Source organism: Halorubrum zhoui, assembly GCF_051194155.1.
GTDB lineage: Archaea > Halobacteriota > Halobacteria > Halobacteriales > Haloferacaceae > Halorubrum.
In genome coordinates, this window is the sequence record NZ_JBLZNJ010000006.1 from 135,149 (window position 1) to 151,789 (window position 16,641).

The 16,641-nt window shown below is 68.2% G+C and carries 13 protein-coding genes; 1 reads left to right on the plus strand and 12 read right to left on the minus strand.

Features of this window, described 5'->3' with window-relative positions:
• Positions 1–18: 18 nt before the first annotated feature.
• The 12 genes from ACNTAO_RS10420 to trpY all read right to left on the minus strand — a co-directional run bounded on the left by ACNTAO_RS10420 (position 19) and on the right by trpY (position 14,282).
• Positions 19–1,266 carry a [LysW]-lysine hydrolase gene (locus tag ACNTAO_RS10420; RefSeq protein ID WP_435161942.1) on the minus strand — a complete coding sequence of 416 codons (1,248 nt, stop codon included), beginning with the start codon at positions 1,264–1,266 and terminating at the stop codon, positions 19–21.
• Positions 1,263–2,390, minus strand: coding sequence for an aspartate aminotransferase family protein (locus ACNTAO_RS10425; RefSeq protein ID WP_435161943.1), 1,128 nt, complete (start codon positions 2,388–2,390; stop codon positions 1,263–1,265). The genes ACNTAO_RS10420 and ACNTAO_RS10425 overlap by 4 nt, the downstream gene beginning before the upstream one ends.
• Positions 2,387–3,292 (minus strand): acetylglutamate/acetylaminoadipate kinase, encoded by a 906-nt coding sequence (locus ACNTAO_RS10430; protein ID WP_435161944.1) that lies wholly within the window; start codon positions 3,290–3,292, stop codon positions 2,387–2,389. Before ACNTAO_RS10430 ends, ACNTAO_RS10425 begins: the two co-directional genes overlap by 4 nt.
• A complete protein-coding gene (argC, locus tag ACNTAO_RS10435) occupies positions 3,289–4,401 on the minus strand; it encodes an N-acetyl-gamma-glutamyl-phosphate reductase (protein ID WP_435161945.1) in 1,113 nt (370 codons plus the stop codon). The genes ACNTAO_RS10430 and argC overlap by 4 nt, the downstream gene beginning before the upstream one ends.
• Positions 4,398–5,306 (minus strand): lysine biosynthesis protein LysX, encoded by a 909-nt coding sequence (gene lysX, locus ACNTAO_RS10440; RefSeq protein WP_435161946.1) that lies wholly within the window; start codon positions 5,304–5,306, stop codon positions 4,398–4,400. The genes argC and lysX overlap by 4 nt, the downstream gene beginning before the upstream one ends.
• Before the next feature lie 26 nt (positions 5,307–5,332).
• Positions 5,333–5,521 carry a lysine biosynthesis protein LysW gene (gene lysW / locus ACNTAO_RS10445; RefSeq protein WP_435161947.1) on the minus strand — a complete coding sequence of 63 codons (189 nt, stop codon included), beginning with the start codon at positions 5,519–5,521 and terminating at the stop codon, positions 5,333–5,335.
• A 299-nt stretch (positions 5,522–5,820) separates the two neighbouring features.
• Entirely contained in the window at positions 5,821–7,353 is a 1,533-nt protein-coding gene (argH, locus tag ACNTAO_RS10450; protein ID WP_435161948.1) for an argininosuccinate lyase, read from the minus strand.
• Positions 7,354–8,583, minus strand: coding sequence for an argininosuccinate synthase (locus tag ACNTAO_RS10455; protein ID WP_435161949.1), 1,230 nt, complete (start codon positions 8,581–8,583; stop codon positions 7,354–7,356).
• 329 nt (positions 8,584–8,912) lie between these two features.
• Positions 8,913–10,250, minus strand: a complete 1,338-nt coding sequence (gene hemL, locus ACNTAO_RS10460; RefSeq protein WP_435161950.1) for a glutamate-1-semialdehyde 2,1-aminomutase — start codon at positions 10,248–10,250, stop codon at positions 8,913–8,915.
• A 151-nt stretch (positions 10,251–10,401) separates the two neighbouring features.
• Positions 10,402–12,054, minus strand: coding sequence for an ammonium transporter (locus tag ACNTAO_RS10465; RefSeq protein WP_435161951.1), 1,653 nt, complete (start codon positions 12,052–12,054; stop codon positions 10,402–10,404).
• A gap of 462 nt (positions 12,055–12,516) precedes the next feature.
• On the minus strand, positions 12,517–13,548 hold the full coding sequence (radA, locus tag ACNTAO_RS10470) for a DNA repair and recombination protein RadA (protein ID WP_435161952.1): 1,032 nt from the start codon (positions 13,546–13,548) through the stop codon (positions 12,517–12,519).
• Positions 13,549–13,781: 233 nt separating this feature from the next.
• Positions 13,782–14,282 carry a TrpY family transcription regulator gene (trpY, locus tag ACNTAO_RS10475; RefSeq protein ID WP_435161953.1) on the minus strand — a complete coding sequence of 167 codons (501 nt, stop codon included), beginning with the start codon at positions 14,280–14,282 and terminating at the stop codon, positions 13,782–13,784.
• Positions 14,283–14,411: 129 nt separating this feature from the next.
• Here trpY and ACNTAO_RS10480 point away from each other — a divergent pair, with 129 nt between their 5' ends.
• Positions 14,412–16,601 carry an ATP-dependent DNA helicase gene (locus ACNTAO_RS10480; RefSeq protein WP_435161954.1) on the plus strand — a complete coding sequence of 730 codons (2,190 nt, stop codon included), beginning with the start codon at positions 14,412–14,414 and terminating at the stop codon, positions 16,599–16,601.
• The last annotated feature ends 40 nt before the right edge of the window (positions 16,602–16,641 follow it).

Below are 16,641 nucleotides of genomic sequence, written 5' to 3' on the forward strand. Positions count from 1 at the left end.
GTGTCGGAGAGGTGGGCGCTACAGCTGCTCGCGACAGACGTCGGTGAGGACGGTCACGGCGCGGTCGAGCGCCGACAGCGGCAGTCGTTCGTCGGGGGCGTGGTCCAGCTCGGAGTTACCCGGGCCGTACGTCACCATCGGGCAGTCCCAGGCGGCCGCAAAGAGGTTCATGTCGCTCGTGCCGGTCTTGCGCAGCAGTCTGACGTCGCCGCCGGCCGCACGGATCGCGACGCGAAACGCCCGAGCGAGGTCCGTCCGAGGGCTCTCCATCACGGGCGGCATCGGCTCTCCCCAGTTGACCGTGCCGGTGGAGAGCTCACCCTCAGCGAGCTCGTGGATCTCGTCGACCGGCCGCGACGGCGGGATCCGCAGCTGGACGTCCATCGTCGTCTCCACGGCGAGGCCGTCGTCGCTGAGCCCGCCGTCGAGCGAGATGGGCTTCGTCGTCACCTGCTCGAACACGGCGGTGTCAGGGTCTGCGGGCGTGAACGCCTCCTCGACGCCGTGCCACCAGTCGATCGCGTGCTGGATGGCGTTCGGCTCCGGCCGCGAGGAGTGGCCCGACTCGCTGGTGTTCACGTACGTGCCCTCGAGCAGGCCCCGGTAGCCCAAGGTGATCCCGTCCCAGCCGGACGGCTCACCGTTGATGACCGCCCCGGGTGCGTCGCGCTCTGCGACGAGGTGTCGAGCCCCGCCGGAGTCGACCTCCTCGCGCACGACGCCCGCGAAGGAGACGCCGGTTTTGACCGCCGCGACCGCCATCGCGACGAGCGGCCCGGTGGCGTCCACCGACCCACGGCCCCACAACACCGGCTCGCCCGGCTCGCCGATCGGCACCGTCGAGGAGTCGGGCAGCTCGCCGGCTGGCGGTGCCGGGCGCACCTCGACCGGGATGTCGCCCGGGACCGTGTCGACGTGGGAGGTGAGCAACACCGCGTCGTTCGCCGGGGCGCGCACGTTGCCCACCTCGTCGATCCACGCCTCCCGGTCGTTGGCCTCGAAGAAGTCGACGAGCCGCTCGGCGGCCGCCGCCTCCTCGCGCGAGGGCGAGGGGATGGCGACCATGTCGTACAACAACTTGCGCGCCGGCGTGTCACAGGCGCGCGGGTAGCCACCGCCGGCGACGACGTCGGAGCCGGTTCCGGCGTCGGCCGCGGCAGTGTCGGTCGGCGAAGCGTTGGTGTCGGTGTGTTCGTCGGCGTCCGTCGCCGTCTCGGCGGCGTCGCGCTGGTCGCCAGCCCGTCGCTCCTCGGTCGTCGGGCTCACGACACCACCTCTTCGACGGCGTCGAGCAGCTCGTCGACGTGGTCGCGGGTGACGGTGAGCGGCGGCAACAGCCGCAACACGGTCCGGCCCGCGGGGAGTGCGAGTATCTGATGGTTCAACGCCAGCTCACGGAGCAGCCGGTTCGAGCCGCGTCTCACCTCGATGCCGACCATGAGGCCGTCACCGCGCACGTCACGGACGTCGTCACCGAGCCGGCGCTCGGCCTCGGAACGGAGGTACGCGCCGACCTCGTCGGCGTGTGCAGCGAGCCCCTCGCGTTCGATCACGTCGATGGTCGCACCGGCCGCCGCGGAGACGACCGGCCCGCCAGAGAACGTCGAGCCGTGGTCGCCGTGTGCCTCGGCGATCCAGTCGCGACAGAGCGCCGCCCCGATCGGGAGCCCGCTGCCGAGCCCCTTCGCGGTCGTGAGCACGTCTGGAACCACGTCGTGTTGGTCAGCCGCCCACATCGACCCGGTGCGGCCGAGCCCCGTCTGCACCTCGTCGAGGATCATCGCCGCGCCGCTCGTGGCCGTCGCGACGCGAACCGCTTGGAGGTACTCGGTCGGGACCGGGTTGATCCCGCCTTCGCCCTGGAGCGGCTCCAGGATCACCGCGGCGGTCTCCTCGTCGACGGCCTCTCGCATCGCCTCGGCGTCGCCGTACGGCACGAACTCCACACCGCCCGCGAGCGGCTCGTACGGCTTCTTGTACTTGTCCTTCCACGTCGTCGCGAGCGCCCCCATCGTTCGACCGTGGAAGCCCTGCGTGGTCGCGACGATCTTCTCGCGGCCGGTCGCCGCGCGAGCGAACTTCAGTGCGGCCTCGTTGGCCTCGGTGCCGGAGTTACACAGCCAGACGTTGTCGACGTCGACCGGCCCGGTGTCGGCGAGCCGCTCGTACAGCGCGGTTCGTGCCGCGTTCGGGTACGACGCCTGCACGTACATGAGGTCCTCGAGCTGCGTCGTCGCCGCGTCGACGACGGCCGGGTGACAGTGACCGACCGGGACACACGCGTAGCTCGCGCCAAAGTCGAGGTACTCGGTGCCGTTCGCATCGGTGACGTACACGTCGTCACCGCTCGTGATCTCGATCGGTTTCTCGGAGAAGACGAACCCGCTCACGCGTCGTTCACCTCCGACTCCGTAGCGGTAGTCTCAGCCGGCTCGGCCGCCGCCGCGAGCGCCGAGTCGGTGATTGTCGTGCCGGCGCCGTCGAGTGCCGACTGTATCGGATCGGTCGCGTTCGCGTCGGCGACGACGACGCGGTCGGCCCCGTCGGCGAGCGCTTCCGTCGCGGCTAACACCTTCTTCCGCATGAACCCCTCGGCGGCGGCTTCAACCGCCTCGAGCTCCGCCGGCGTCGTCGCCGACGTGATCAGCGTGTCTGGGTCGTCCGGATCGGCGTAGACGCCGGCGACGTCCGTCAACAGGACGAGCGTCGCGTCGAGGCCGCCCGCGACAGCGGCGGCCGCGCGGTCGGCGTCCGTGTTCACTGGTGTCACGGTCCCGTCGGACTCGTGGCCGGCCATCGGTGGCGAGAGCACCGGGGTGTAGCCGTCGGCGAGCAGCCCGGCGAGCAGGTCGGCGTTGACCGACTCGATCCGCCCGGAGTGTTCGCCGCGGCGGATCTTCCGTTTGCCGTCCTCGACGACGCGCACTGCCGACTTGCGGGGACCGGCGAGCAGCCCGCCGTCGACGCCGGAGAGACCGACCGCGTCGATTCCGGCCGCACGACACTGCGCGGTCAGCTGCGTGTTGAGCCGGCCGGCCATCGCCATCGTGAACGCCTCCATCGTCTCGGCGTCGGTGAACCGACCGGTGACGCCAGAGGCGGACTCGACGTACTCGGGCTCCATGCCGAGTCGTTCGATCGTCTCGTCGACGACCGTCGAGCCGCCGTGAACGACTACGACGTCGCGACCCGCCTCGGTGAGGCTCACGACGTCCGCAATCGCCCCGGCGGGGTCGACCGCCTCCGCGCCGCCCACCTTGACGACGACGGGGGGAGTGGTCGGCCCGCTCATGGCGACCCCACTGGGTGTAATCCCGTGAACTCGAGACCGGCGGTCTCAGGCAGTCCGAGCGCGACGTTCGCCGCGTGGACCGCTTGGCCGGCCGATCCCTTCATCATGTTGTCTATCGCCGAGAACACGACGATCCGCTCGTTCGAGGGGTCGAGCTCGAAGCCGACCTCGGCGTAGTTCGTGCCCGCGACCGCCTTCGGCTCGGGGTACCGGTAGACGCCGCCCCCACCGGAGACGATGCGGACGAACGGCTCGTCGGCGTACGCCTCGCGGTAGGCCCGCCACAGGTCGCCCGTCGAGACGGGTGCCTCCGGGAAGACGTGACACGTCGCCGAGGCGCCACGGACCATCTCGACCGCGTGAACGGTAAAGGAGACGTCGAGCCCGAGGTACGCTTCGATCTCCGCCTCGTGGCGGTGCCCGGTCGGTGCGTACGGGCGCACTACGCCCGAGCGCTCGGGGTGTGATGAGGCCGCCCCGCCACCGGCACCCCCCTCGGAGGAGCCGACCTTCACGTCGACGACGACGTCGCCGTCGTCCGAGCCGAGCACGCCCGCGTCGACGAGCGGCTTCAGCCCGAGGATCGTCGCGGTGGCGTTACAGCCGCCGCTGGCGATCAGCTCGGCACCGGGAAGGTTCTCGCGGTTGAGCTCCGGAAGCGCGTACGCCGCGCGTTCGAGGTGTGCGGGTGCCTCGTGGCCGTCGTACCACTCGTCGTACGCCGCGGCCGTCGGCAGCCGGAAGTCGGCCGAGAGGTCGACGACGGTGTCGGCCGCCGCGTCGAACGCGTCTATCCGCCCCATCGAGACGCCGTGTGGCGTCGCCGCGAAGAGCACGTCGACCGACTCGAGCGTGTCGGGCGACGAAAACCGGAGGTCGAGGTCGCGGAGGTTCGGGTGTGAGCGACCGACGGTCATGTTGTCGGCCGACCGCGAGGTCGCCTGGACGACCTCGACGTTCGGGTGACCGGCGAGCAGCCGCAACAGCTCGCCGCCGGTGAACCCGGTGCCGCCGACGACACTCGCAGTGTACGATTCGTCCGCGTCGACGGTGGCGTCGGCGTCGGCGTCGACGTCAGCGTCAGCCTCGGTCGGAGTGACGTCACTCATGCGGTGACCTCGTCGGTGTCGATGTCCGTCTGATCGGAGTCGTCGAGCGCCGTCACGGTCGCCTCCAGCCAGTCGACGATCCGCGCGGGGACGTCGACGTCGGTCGCCTGGGTGAGCGCTTTGAACTCGACGGTGTGGTTCACCTCGTGGACGGTGTACGCGCCGGAGTCGGTCCCGCCGACCTCCATCAGGTCGATCCCGAGGAGGCCGCCGCCGACCGCCTCGGAGGCGCGCTCGACGAGCGTTGTTGCAGCCTCGTCGAGGTCGAACGCGGCCGTCTCGCCGCCTTTCGCCGCGTTCGTGAGCCAGTGGTCCGCCGCGCGGGTCATCGCTGCGATCGGCTCCCCGTCAGCGGCGAGCACGCGGATGTCGCGGCCGGGCTTATCGACGAACTCCTGCACGTAGAACACCTTGTGTTCGTAGTGGCCGAGCGTGGCCTTGTGTTCGAGGATCGCCTCCGCAGCGCTCTTCGAGTCGATCTTCGCCATCAGCCGCCCCCACGAGCCGACGACGGGCTTGAGCACGCACGGGTAGCCGAACGACTCGATCGCCTCCATCGCCGCGTCGGTCGTGAACGCGACCTCCGTCTCCGGGGTCGGCACGTCCGCGGCCGCGAGCGCGAGCGAGTTCTTCGCCTTGTCGGCACAGATGTCCGCGGTTTCTGGCGCGTTCACGACCGGCACGCCGTACGTCTCGAGGAACTGCGTCGCGTACAGCGACCGGCTCGTCGAGAGACAGCGGTCGACGACGACGTCGAGGTCCTCGACGGGAGCGGTGGTCGCTGTCAGGCCGAACCGCTGGTCGCGAACGTCGATCTTCTCGACGGCGTGTCCGCGGTCGCGGAGCGCTTCAAGCAGGAGCTTCTCGTCCCGACGGATCCGCGAGTAGAGCACGCCTACACGCATGTCGACCACGCTGTCGTCACCGTCATCTACTCGCCCCAGTCCTCCTCGAGCTCGGGCGCCTCCTCGAGCGTGACGGGATCGAGCGAGATGACCTCGAGTTCGGTCCCCGTGACCGGACTGTCGATGATCTCGCCGACTTCGACGTCGGCGGGAAGTTCGATCTCCTCGCCCGTGATCGGGTCCTCTGCCAGCACCGGATCGGTTTCGCTCGTCATCGTACACACCACTCGCGTCGCTAAAAACATAAACCCTTCGAACTTATAATTTTGTTTACAGTACGCAGAGAGGACACTACTCGGACACGAAGGCGATAGACCGCTCGTGTGTGATTCAGTGTCAGTTTTCGATAATACGAATCCGTGCGAGACACGGCGGCGCAGGCGGCCCCAGAGCGGTGCTCGCCGGCGCCAACCGTCGGGGCGGTCGACGTCGCTCGACCGGCGAGTCCGCGCCGGGCCGCGTGTCCGCGGTCGGGGCACGTCGGCGTCGTGCCCCCGAGCACATGCGCACGCGATCACACATATGACGCCACCTCGCGGTCGAGCGTCTCGGCCGCGGCCGCCAACCGATCGCGGCGCGTCTCGAGCGTGTCACGGTCCGTGGTGAGCGCGTCGGTGGCGACGCCGAGTCCCTCGGTGACCGCATCGGGCGCGGGCCCACCGGTCGAGTCGCGACTCACGACGCTCTCTGCCGGGTCGAGGGCCGCTTCGACCGCCGCGCGACTCGCGTACGTCGTGAGCGACTCGTCCGCTACCGCGTCCGTCGCGGCCGCGACCACGTCGGCCGCAGCCGACGGTGACGTGTCGTCGTCGACCGTCTCGGCCGCCGTCGCGACAACCTCGTGGGCCGTCCGGAACGGCATCCCACCGGCCGCGAGCAGGTCGGCGACCCCCGTCGCCGTCGAGAATCCGGCCCCGGCGGCCGCCGCGAGCCGGTCGGTCCGCCACTCGGCCGTTGCGACGGCGCCCGCCGCGACGGCCGTCGCCTCGCGGACGTCGTCGACCGTCTCGAGTACACTCGCGTGTGCGCGCTGGAGGTCACGGTTGTACGCGCGGGGAAGTCCCTTGAGTAACGAGAGCGTCCCCGTCGCCGCTCCGATCGCGTCGCCGGCGACCCCGCGCGTCAGCTCCAGCGTGTCGGGATTCACCTTCTGTGGCATGATAGAGGAGGTCGACGAGTAGTCGTCGTCGAGCCGTACGAGTCCCTTATTCGAGAAGACGATCAGGTCTTCGGCGAGCCCCGACAGCGTCGTCGCGAGCGTCGCCGACGCGGTCGCCGCCTCCGCGAGGAAGTCGCGCGTCGAGACGGCGTCCATCGCGTTGAAGACGAGTCCATCGAAGCCGAGCAACTCGGCGGTGCGTTCGCGGTCGACATCGAACGGAGTGCCCGCGAACGCCGCCCCGCCGAGCGGCGACCGGTTCGTCCGGTCGTACGCGTCGAGCAGCCGCGTCGTGTCGCGTGCGATCCCACCCGCGTACGAGAGCACGTAGTGGGCGACCGTCGTCGGCTGTGCGGGCTGCAGGTGAGTGTACCCCGGCATCACCGTCTTCGTGTGGGCGTCCGCGACGTCGACGAGCGCCTCGCGGAGCGTCAGCGTCGCCGCCACCGCGTCGAGGAGGTCCTCGCGCAGGCGGTATCGGATGCACGTGGCCACCTCGTCGTTGCGCGAGCGGGCGGTGTGCATCCGGCCGCCGTCCGGGCCGACCCGGTCGATGACGGCCGTCTCGATGGCCTCGTGGACGTCCTCGCCGGCCGGGAGCGCCTCGTGACCGGCGGCCTCCACGTCCGCGAGCGCCCGCAGAATGGAGCCTGCGACCGCGTCCTCGAGAATCCCCTGCTCGGCGAGCCCGACGACGTGCGCCCGGTCGACCGCGAGGTCGGCCACGAACAACGCCTCGTCTGCGGCCAAACTGGAGAGGAACCCGCGGGCGGGGCCGCCGCTAAACCGGTCGCGACGAACGGCCGTCCCACGCTCGTCGTCCGCGGCGGTATCGGAGCCGACGTCGGAGTCGGGCTGCCGGTCGGAGTCGGGTTCGCTGTCGCGCATCTACTCGTCGCCCGAGGCGTCGCCGCGTCCGTCCGTCGCGAGCTCCGGCGCCGAGACAGACGCGGCCACGCCGTTCGCGAGCCGCTCTTGGAGCCCGTGGTACTTCGCGACGCCGGTGGCGTCCTCTTGTGCGATGCCGGCGACGTCTTCGGTGTTGAACGACGCCATCTCCTCGGAGTACACCGCGTACGCCGAGTCGCGAGCGACGACCCGACAGCTGCCGCCGGACACCTTCACCGTCGCGGTGCCGGTCACCGTCTCTTGGGTCTCGTCGATGAAGGCGTCGAGCGCGTCTACGAGCGGCGCGAAGACGAGCCCCTCGTACGCCTTCTCGGCCCACTCGTGTTCGATGCCCGCCTTGAACGAGCGCTCGTTCTTCGTGAGCACGAGGTCTTCGAGCGCCTGGTGGGCGGTGAGCAGTACCGTCGCGGCCGGGTGCTCGTAGTTCTCGCGCACCTTGAGGCCGAGCATGCGGTCTTCCATCACGTCGGTGCGCCCGACGCCGTACGCGCCCGCGTGCTCGTTGAGGTGCTGGATGAGGGCGACGGGGCCCATCTCCTCGCCGTCGACGGCGACGGGGACGCCCGCCTCGAACGTCACCTCGATCGTGGTCTCGCCGTCGGGCTCTGCGGTCCACTCGTAGATGTCCGCCGGCGGCTCGTAGTCGGGGTTCTCGAGCTCCCCGCCCTCGACCGCACGCGACCAGATGTTCTCGTCGATGGACCAGACGCCGCCGTCGCCGGCTTCGACCGGCAGGTCCTTTTCTGCTGCGTAGTCGATCTCCCACTCGCGGGTAAGTCCGAGCTCGCGAACCGGCGCGATGACCTCGAGATCTGAGCCGCGCCAGACGGCCTCGAAGCGGAGCTGGTCGTTCCCCTTCCCCGTACAGCCGTGTGCGATGGCGTCACACCCCTCCTCGACGGCGACCTCGAGGATCGATTCGGCGATGACGGGACGGGCAAGCGCGGTGCCGAGCGGGTAGCCTTGGTACGTCGCGTTCGCTTTCACCGCGTCGAAACAGAGGTCGGCAAACTCGGTTTTTGCATCGACCACGTGGAGGTCGAGTCCGAGCGCGTCGGCCGTCTCTTCGGCCTCGTCGAACTCGTCTGTCGGCTGGCCGACGTCGACGTTGACGCCGATGACCTCGTCGTAGCCGTACTCTTCTTTCAAAAGCGGCACACAGACCGTGGTGTCGAGTCCGCCGCTGAACGCGAGTGCAACGCGTGTCATTACCGTGTACGACCGGCGGACCGGTATTAAATTCACCGATAGTATTTTTGGAATTTATTGAGAGCGCCGCCGCTCACACGAGAGAGCGACGGCTCTCTGGGGCGAATTGGCGCGAACGCGACGAGGGAGAGAAGTTATCGGCCACGGAGGGCCGGTCGTCGCGCCGCGCCGGAAACCGGTCGCAGCGGTCGGACACCTCGTCGCAGTCGCAGCGCTCGTCGGCCTCGGCGAGGCGCGTCGGGACGAGCGACTGCTAGCATTGTACAACGGTATGAGTCGCCTCGTACAAGAGTATTCCGGGATCGGCGCGGGTCTGGCGGGTGCGGCGCTCACAGAGCGGCGCGGTACGCTTCTAAGGTCCGGTCGACATCCTCGTCGGTGTGCGCGTACGAGGCGAACTGACACTCGTACTGGTTAGCCGTGAGAAACACGCCTTCGTCTACCATCCGCTGCCAGAACACCCGCTCCCAGCGGTCGGTCGCCGCGTCGGCAACGTCGGCCCCGGTCTTCGGACAGTGGTCGTACCGGGCACAGGTGGCGTCCTGTCGACAGCCTCCCGCACAGCAGGCGTCGACGTCGGCGGGTGCCTCACGGGTGAACACCGTCTTGAACATCGAGTCGGTGCCAACGACGGTGTACTCCGGCGCGCGTTCGCGACAGATCTCGGTGATACCCTCCCGGAGCCGCCGACCGAGGCGATTCACGTGGTCGTAGACGTCGTGTTCGGCGGCGTACTCAAGGCTCGCCTTCCCCGCGGCCATCGTCACCGGGTGGCCCGAGAAAGTCCCAGACTGGAAGACGTCGCCCGCGGGCGTGAACCCCTCGATCACGTCCGCGCGACCCCCGATTGCCCCGACGGGAAAGCCGCCACCGATGATCTTTCCGAACGTGGTGAGGTCGGGCGTGACCCCGAATCGCGACTGTGCACAGCCGAGGCCGCCGACCCGAAAGCCCGTGATCACCTCGTCGAAGATCAACAGCGCGCCGTGGTCTGTACACAGGTCGCGGAGCGTCTCGTGGTAGCCGTCGACCGGCATCACGATGCCCATGTTGGCGAGAATCGGCTCGACGAGGACGGCCGCGATGTCGTCGCCGTGTTCGGCGAACACCTCGGTGGCCGCGTCCGGGTCGTTGAACGGGATCGGCAGGGTGTGTTCGGCGAACGACTTGGGGATCCCGGCAGTCGACGGGTGCGGATTCTCCGGACCGCCCTCTACGAGCGTCGACTCCTGAGCGCCGTGGTAGCCGCCCTGCATCACGACGATCTTGTCTCGCCCGGTGTGACCTCGCGCCAGCCGGACCGCAGACACCGTCGCCTCCGTACCGGAGTTGACGAAGCGGATCGATTCGACGCTCGGGACGTGTCTGGCGACGAACTCGGCGTGTTCGACCTCGATCTCGGTCGGTGCGCCGTACATCGGTCCCGCGGCCGCGTGTGACTGGACGGCCGCGGACACCGGCTCCGGGAGGTCGTGGCCGTACAACAACGGTCCGTACCCCATCACCCAGTCGACGTACCGGTTGCCGTCGGCGTCTATCACGTGACCCCCGTCGCCGCGCTCTACGAAGAACGGGTGCGGCATCGTCGCCCGAACCGACGAGTTGACCCCGCCGGGCATCACCGACAGCGCGCGGTCGTACAGGTCGCGAGATCGCTGGTGCTCCATAGATAGCCGTACGACTGCCCGGGTGAAAGGCGTTGTCGACCGCCGCGTCGACAGGTGGCGACGAGAACCGAAAACAGACCGCAACGGCGAACAGACCGCACCGCAAGCGAGTGGATCCGAGTGACGACGGTGAGGTGTTTGAGTCGGAGCCTCAGACCGCCTCGGTGCCGCTCTTGCCGGTGCGGACCTGCACGGCGTCTTCGACCGGCAGGATGAACACCTTGCCGTCGCCCGGTTCGCCGGTCGAGGCGGCCTCACAGATGGCCTCGGCGACCTCGTCCGCGGGGATGTCCGCGACGACGACATCGACTTTGACCTTCTGGTGGAGGTCGACGGTGAACTCCTCGCCGCGCCACTGGCCCGTCTTTGCGGGCTGTGAGCCGCGGCCAGAGACGTTCGTCACGGTGAGCGAGGGCGCGTTGATCTCCGCGAGCGCCTGTTTGATGTCACCGAGCTTGTCGGGGCGGACGACCGCACTGACCATCTTGATCGGCGAGCCTGCCTCGACGCCGCCGTCGGCGCGCGGGCCAGACTCGGTGGTGTCAACGACGGTCGGTCCGCCGTCGGTCGCGACGCGCTCGCCGCCGAACTCGGGGTAGGTCTCGACGCCGTGTTCGGCGATGTCGAGGCCGTCCTGCTCGTGGTCGGGCGTGACGCGCGCCTGCCCGAGCGCCTTGAGCACGTACCAGACGACCGCGGTCGCGGTCAGCGTCCAGCCGCCGATGATGACGACGCCGGTCAGCTGTGCGACGAACTGCGTGCCGACGCTCGCTTCGAACGCACCGGGAACGGCCACGAACGGCATCAGCAAGGTCCCGAGCACGCCGGCGCTGCCGTGGACGGGGAAGACGGCACAGACGTCGTCGATCTTGAGCCGCTCGGAGACGAAGTCGAAGACGATCGGGAGCTGGATGCCGGCGAGCCCGCCGACGACGAAGGCGCCCCACCACGCGGTCGTGTTCGGGATCGCCGTGATGCCGGCGAGCCCGGCGAGCATGCCGTTGGCGGTGTACAGCGTGTCGACCTTCCCGGACTGTATCCAGGTGACCGCCGCCGCGCCCATGGCGCCGGCTGCCATGGCGATGGTCGTCCCCATCGCGACCAGACTGAGCGTGTTCGCGCCGTCACCGAGGTCGAACGCGCCCGCGGTGCCGACGTTGAAGCCGTACCAGCCGAAACAAAGCATCAGGGTGCCAAGCACCGCGAACGTCATCGAGTGGCCGGGGATGACATTGACGCTGCCGTCGTCGTCGTTGTAGCGATCCATCCGTGGACCGAGCACCGCCGCGGCCGTGAGCCCGGCGATACCGCCCATGCCGTGGACGATCATGCCGCCGGCGAAGTCGGCGAACGGCGCACCGACGAGCTGCTCGACGAGGCCGGTCTCCGGTGCAGCCCACGTCATGGCCGTGACCATCGGGTAGATCACGGCCGCGAGCAGGAACGTGTACGTTATGTACGCACGGAGCTTCGCGCGGCCGGCGACGGCCCCCGAGACGATCGTCGCGGCGGTCATCGCGAAGACGGCCCCGTACAGCCAGCCGACGTAGCCGCCGGCCCCCGCCGCAGGCGCGAACCCGGCACCGGTCATCAGGCTCTCGAAGCCGGTTCCGATGACGAAGAACACGGAGACGCCGACCGCCCACGTCAGCATGTTCTTCGTGAGCTGGTTGGCGACGTTCTTCGAGCGGACCTGCCCTGCCTCGAGCATGGCGAAGCCCGCGTGCATGAAGAAGATCAGGAACGAGACCGTGAGTATCCAGGTCTGGTTGACCGCCTCGACGACCGTGGCGATATCAGTCATCGGATACCTCCGTCTCGGCCCGGCCGATCCGCGTACGATCCAGTTCGAATGTGGCGTTTGACCACGCGTTTGTGCTGTGAATCACGTTAGACACTCCGCAAAGCCACACATATAAACACTTGAGTTGAGATCCGGAAAAAATTCTGTCGCTCAGATCGAGCGCGTCAAATATAAGGACGTATCTAAGATGTATAAGGTCGTATTCTGGACAGCCGGCGAGCAATTCTTGCACGGAAGGTTGACGGTCGTAGTGACACAGATACGACACGATCGTCGAAAACGGCGACGATCGGCGTGTTCGGGCCGGTGCGCGTCGGTCCCGCGCAAATATTGCTATTCGCGTCGCGCGTGCGACTCGACGAGAGCGCGTGTACGGCCCAATATCGGACCGTAGCGACGAATAGCCGGAGAAGTTGACGTTCGTACAGCCCGATCCGAGCGGTGTGAGCGAGCGACCCGTCGCTACTCGGCTTTGAGTCCCTCACCTTGGACGCGCATCACGGCCTCGCCGTCGGCGAGGTTCGGGGCGTCGACGAGCCTGACGATACGCTTGTTCCCCTTCGACTTACGGAGGTACATCCGGAACGTCGAGGCGTGACCGAGGATGTTGCCGCCGATCGCCTGCGTCGGATCGCCGAAGTACGAGTCGGGGTTCGAGGCGACCTGGTTAGTGACGAGGATAGCGGTGTTGTACAGATCGCCGATTCGCATGAGGTCGTGGAGGTGTTTGTTGAGTTTCTGCTGGCGGTCGGCGAGTTCGCCTCGACCGACGTACTCGGCGCGGAAGTGAGCGGTGAGCGAGTCGACACAGACGATGCGGATCGGCCACTCGCCCTCTTCGTGTTCGCCCGCGAGTTCTTTGGCCTTCTCGGCGAGGAGGATCTGGTGATTGGAGTTGAACGCCTTCGCGACGTGGATCTGATCGAGGAACGCGCCGACGAGCGTCTCCATCGCCTCCTCGTCGTCCGGGGTCCCCTCGACCTCTCGGCGCTCCATCTCGGCGGCGAGGATCTCGTCGTCGAGCCCGCGCACCATGTCGTCGATCCGCTCGGGACGGAACGTGTCTTCGGAGTCGACGAAGATGCAGCCGCCGTCGAGCCCGCCGTGTTCCGGTGAGAGCTGAACGTTGACCGCCATCTGGTGGGTGACCTGCGACTTGCCGGAGCCGAACTCGCCGTACACCTCGGTGATCGACTGCGTCTCGATACCGCCGCCGAGGAGGTCGTCGACCTCCGAGACCTGCCAGGAGAGCTTGCCGATCTCCTGGCGGCGTTCGAGGACGGTCGCGCCCGTCTCGAAGCCGCCGACGTCCGCCGCGTCGCGTGCCGCGTTGATGATGTCCGCGGCCGACGACTCGCCGATGTCGGCCGTGTTCGACATCTCACCGGGACTCGCCACGGCGATCGACTGGTAGCTCTCGAATCCGTTGTCGATCAGCTTGTCTGCGGTCGCCGGGCCGACGCCAGGAAGGTCCTCGAGTTCGTCTTCAGGCATGTACACCGAGCTTGTGCGGCTTCGGGTATAAAGTCTGGTTTACACCCGAGTGAAAGTAAAACGGCCGCGGGAGACGACGGGTACTGGGTCGTCGTGCCTGATAAGCCGTCGCCGGTGTCACGGGATGTTTGCCGGCTCGACGACCGCGACGGACGGGCGTCTGGTACGCTCACGGAGTTCGTACGGGAGGGTGGCTCACCGCGGAGGGCCGTCGGAAGCCGACGCGGTGGGACTCAGAAGCCGACGCGGTGGACGTACGGGAGCGACCGGATCTCGACGAGCAGGTCGCCGGACAGCTCGGCGTCGGTGATGACGTACAGCTTGGGGTCGTCGGTGAACTCCGGATCGTCGCTCAACACCTGCCGAATCGAGACGTCGTGGTCGGCGAGGATCCCGGTGACCTCGGCGACGATCCCGGCCTCGTCGGCGGCCGCGACCTCGATGGTCATCACCGTGAGGTCGAGCACCGGCGCCAGATCCATCAGACTCGGCACCGACGAGATGTTCGTGAAGATGCGTTTGAGCTCCGGATCCGCGAGGATGGCGTCCGTCGTCGAGTCGACCACGCGACGGTCGACGTCGAGTTCGCGGGCGATCCCGGTGTACGGAATCTCGATCCCACCGGAGACGACCCGCCCGGCCTCGTTGACCGAGAAGCCGCGCTCTAAGAACAGTCGGATGACCGCCTGCTGGCTCGGGGACCCCTCGAACTTCTCGAGGATCTCGTCGAACATTCGCTACACCTCTCTCGAGAGAGCGCGATGAAAAGTCACCCGGTCGCACACGACGGTCGGACCGCCGGCGACGACCACGTCCCTCGTGACACCCGACGGCTTATACGCGATGCCGACGAATTCGTCGGCGTGTCAGCGCCGTCGCACCTACGGTTTTTCCCCTACGAGGAGCCGTACCCGAACCAGCGCGAGGCGATGGACCGGGTCGCCAACGCGTTAGCACGGGGTCAAGACGTGCTGTTCGAGGGCGCGCCGGGGACTGGCAAGACGCTCTCGGCGCTCGTCCCCGCGTTGGCACACGCCCGCGAACACGACCGCACGGTCGTCATCACCACCAACGTCCACGAACAAATGCGCCAGTTCGTCGAGGACGCTCGCGCGATCACCCGCACCGAACCGATCCGCGCCGTGGTGTTCAAAGGGAAGTCGTCGATGTGTCACATCGGCGTCGACTACCAGGAGTGTCAGACGCTCCGGGACACCACCCGCGAGCTGGTCGAGACGGAAGCAGACGTCCGCGAGTTAGAGGCCCGTGAGCGCGAGTTGCTCGCGGCGAGTCGCGAGGGAGACGCCGGCGCTGTCGAGGCCCGCGAGGCGGTCATGGACGAGCTCGAGGACCTCGAGAGCGAACTCGACGAGTACGAGACGGCGAACGTCTGTGCACACTACCGGAACAACCTCGTAGAGGACACAGACGAGTTCTTCGAGTGGCTCTTCGAGGACGTTCGCACGCCCGAGGACGTGTACGCGTACGCTGACGAGCGAGAACGCTGCGGCTACGAACTCCTCAAAGAAGGGATGGAGGGCGTCGACCTCGTCGTGTGTAACTACCACCACCTGCTCGACCCGACGATACGCGAGCAGTTCTTCCGGTGGATCGACCGCGACCCGGACGACATCCTCACCGTCTTCGACGAGGCACACAACGTGGAGGACGCCGCCCGCGACCACGCGACCCGCACGCTCACCGAGACGACCCTCGATGCCGCAATCGAGGAGCTAACGGAGAGCGACGACTCGCGCGCCGAGCCGGCGGCGAACGTCGTACGAGCGTTCCGGCGCGCGCTCGTCGAGACGTACGACGACGCGCTCGGGTTCGGGGCGCGCGAGGCCGTCGGGGAGCGGTGGGAAGACGTCGCCGTCGCCAACGACGACCGTCGGGACGACCTCACGCTCGCGTTCCTCCGCCACTACGAAGGGACGGGGATCGACGCCGAGACGGAGCTCGCGGTCCAACTCGGGCAGGCGCTCGACGAGGAGTACGAGCGACGGTACCGCGACGGCGAGACCACGAGCCGCACCGAGTGTCAGCTCCTGCAGGTCGCGCGGTTCGTCTCGACGTGGATGGAAGCCGGGACCGAACTCGGACAACACCCGATCGTGTCCGTCCGGCGCGACGGAACGACGGACGAGGTGTACGGCCGCGCCGAGCTGTACACTTGCATCCCGAGCCGCGTGACGGCGGAGCTGTTCGAGGAGGTCGCCGCGAGCGTGCTGATGAGTGCGACGCTCCGGCCGTTCGACGTGACAGAAGAGGTGCTCGGGTTAGAAGACGCCGCCTCGCTCGCGTACGGGATGGAGTACCCGGAGGCGAACCGTCGGACGTTCGCCGTCGACACCCCACCGCTTTTCGCCGCCGAGCGCAGCGACACCGAAACTCAGGAGACGGTCTCGACGCTGCTTCGGGACGCTATCCGCTTCACCCCGGGGAACACCCTGGCGTTTTTCCCCTCGTACGCGGAAGCCGAGCGGTACTACGAGCGGCTCGGCGGCGACGGCGGGCTGACGGGAGCGACCCTCGGACCACGCTACCTCGACGGCCCCGGCGAGGACGAAGCGGCACTCCGCCGGAGGTTCGTTGAGCAGGACGACGCCGCGCTGTTCACCTCGCTGTGGGGAACGCTTGCCGAGGGGGTAAGCTTCGACGACGACGACGCCCGAACCGTCGTCGTCGTGGGCGTGCCGTATCCACACCTCTCAGACCGGATGGAGGCGGTCCAGGCGGCGTACGGCCGCGCGTTCGCCGACCACGACCGTGCGCGCGACCCTGGGTGGGCGTACGCGGTCGAGGTGCCGACGATTCGGAAGACACGCCAGGCACTCGGGAGGGTCGTCCGCGGACCGTCTGATTACGGGGTGCGGATCCTCGCCGACCGGCGCTACACCGCCGCAGACATGGGAAAGTACTCCGTGCGCGGGTCGTTTCCGCTCGAAGAGCGCGAGGAGTTGATAGACGTCGACCCGGAGAAGCTGAAGTTCGCGATGTTGAACTTCTACCGCGACCACGACGCGTACGACGGACCGCCCCCCGACCCGTGAGCGACGTCACGAGCGACGTCGACCGGGCGGCGTCGATCTC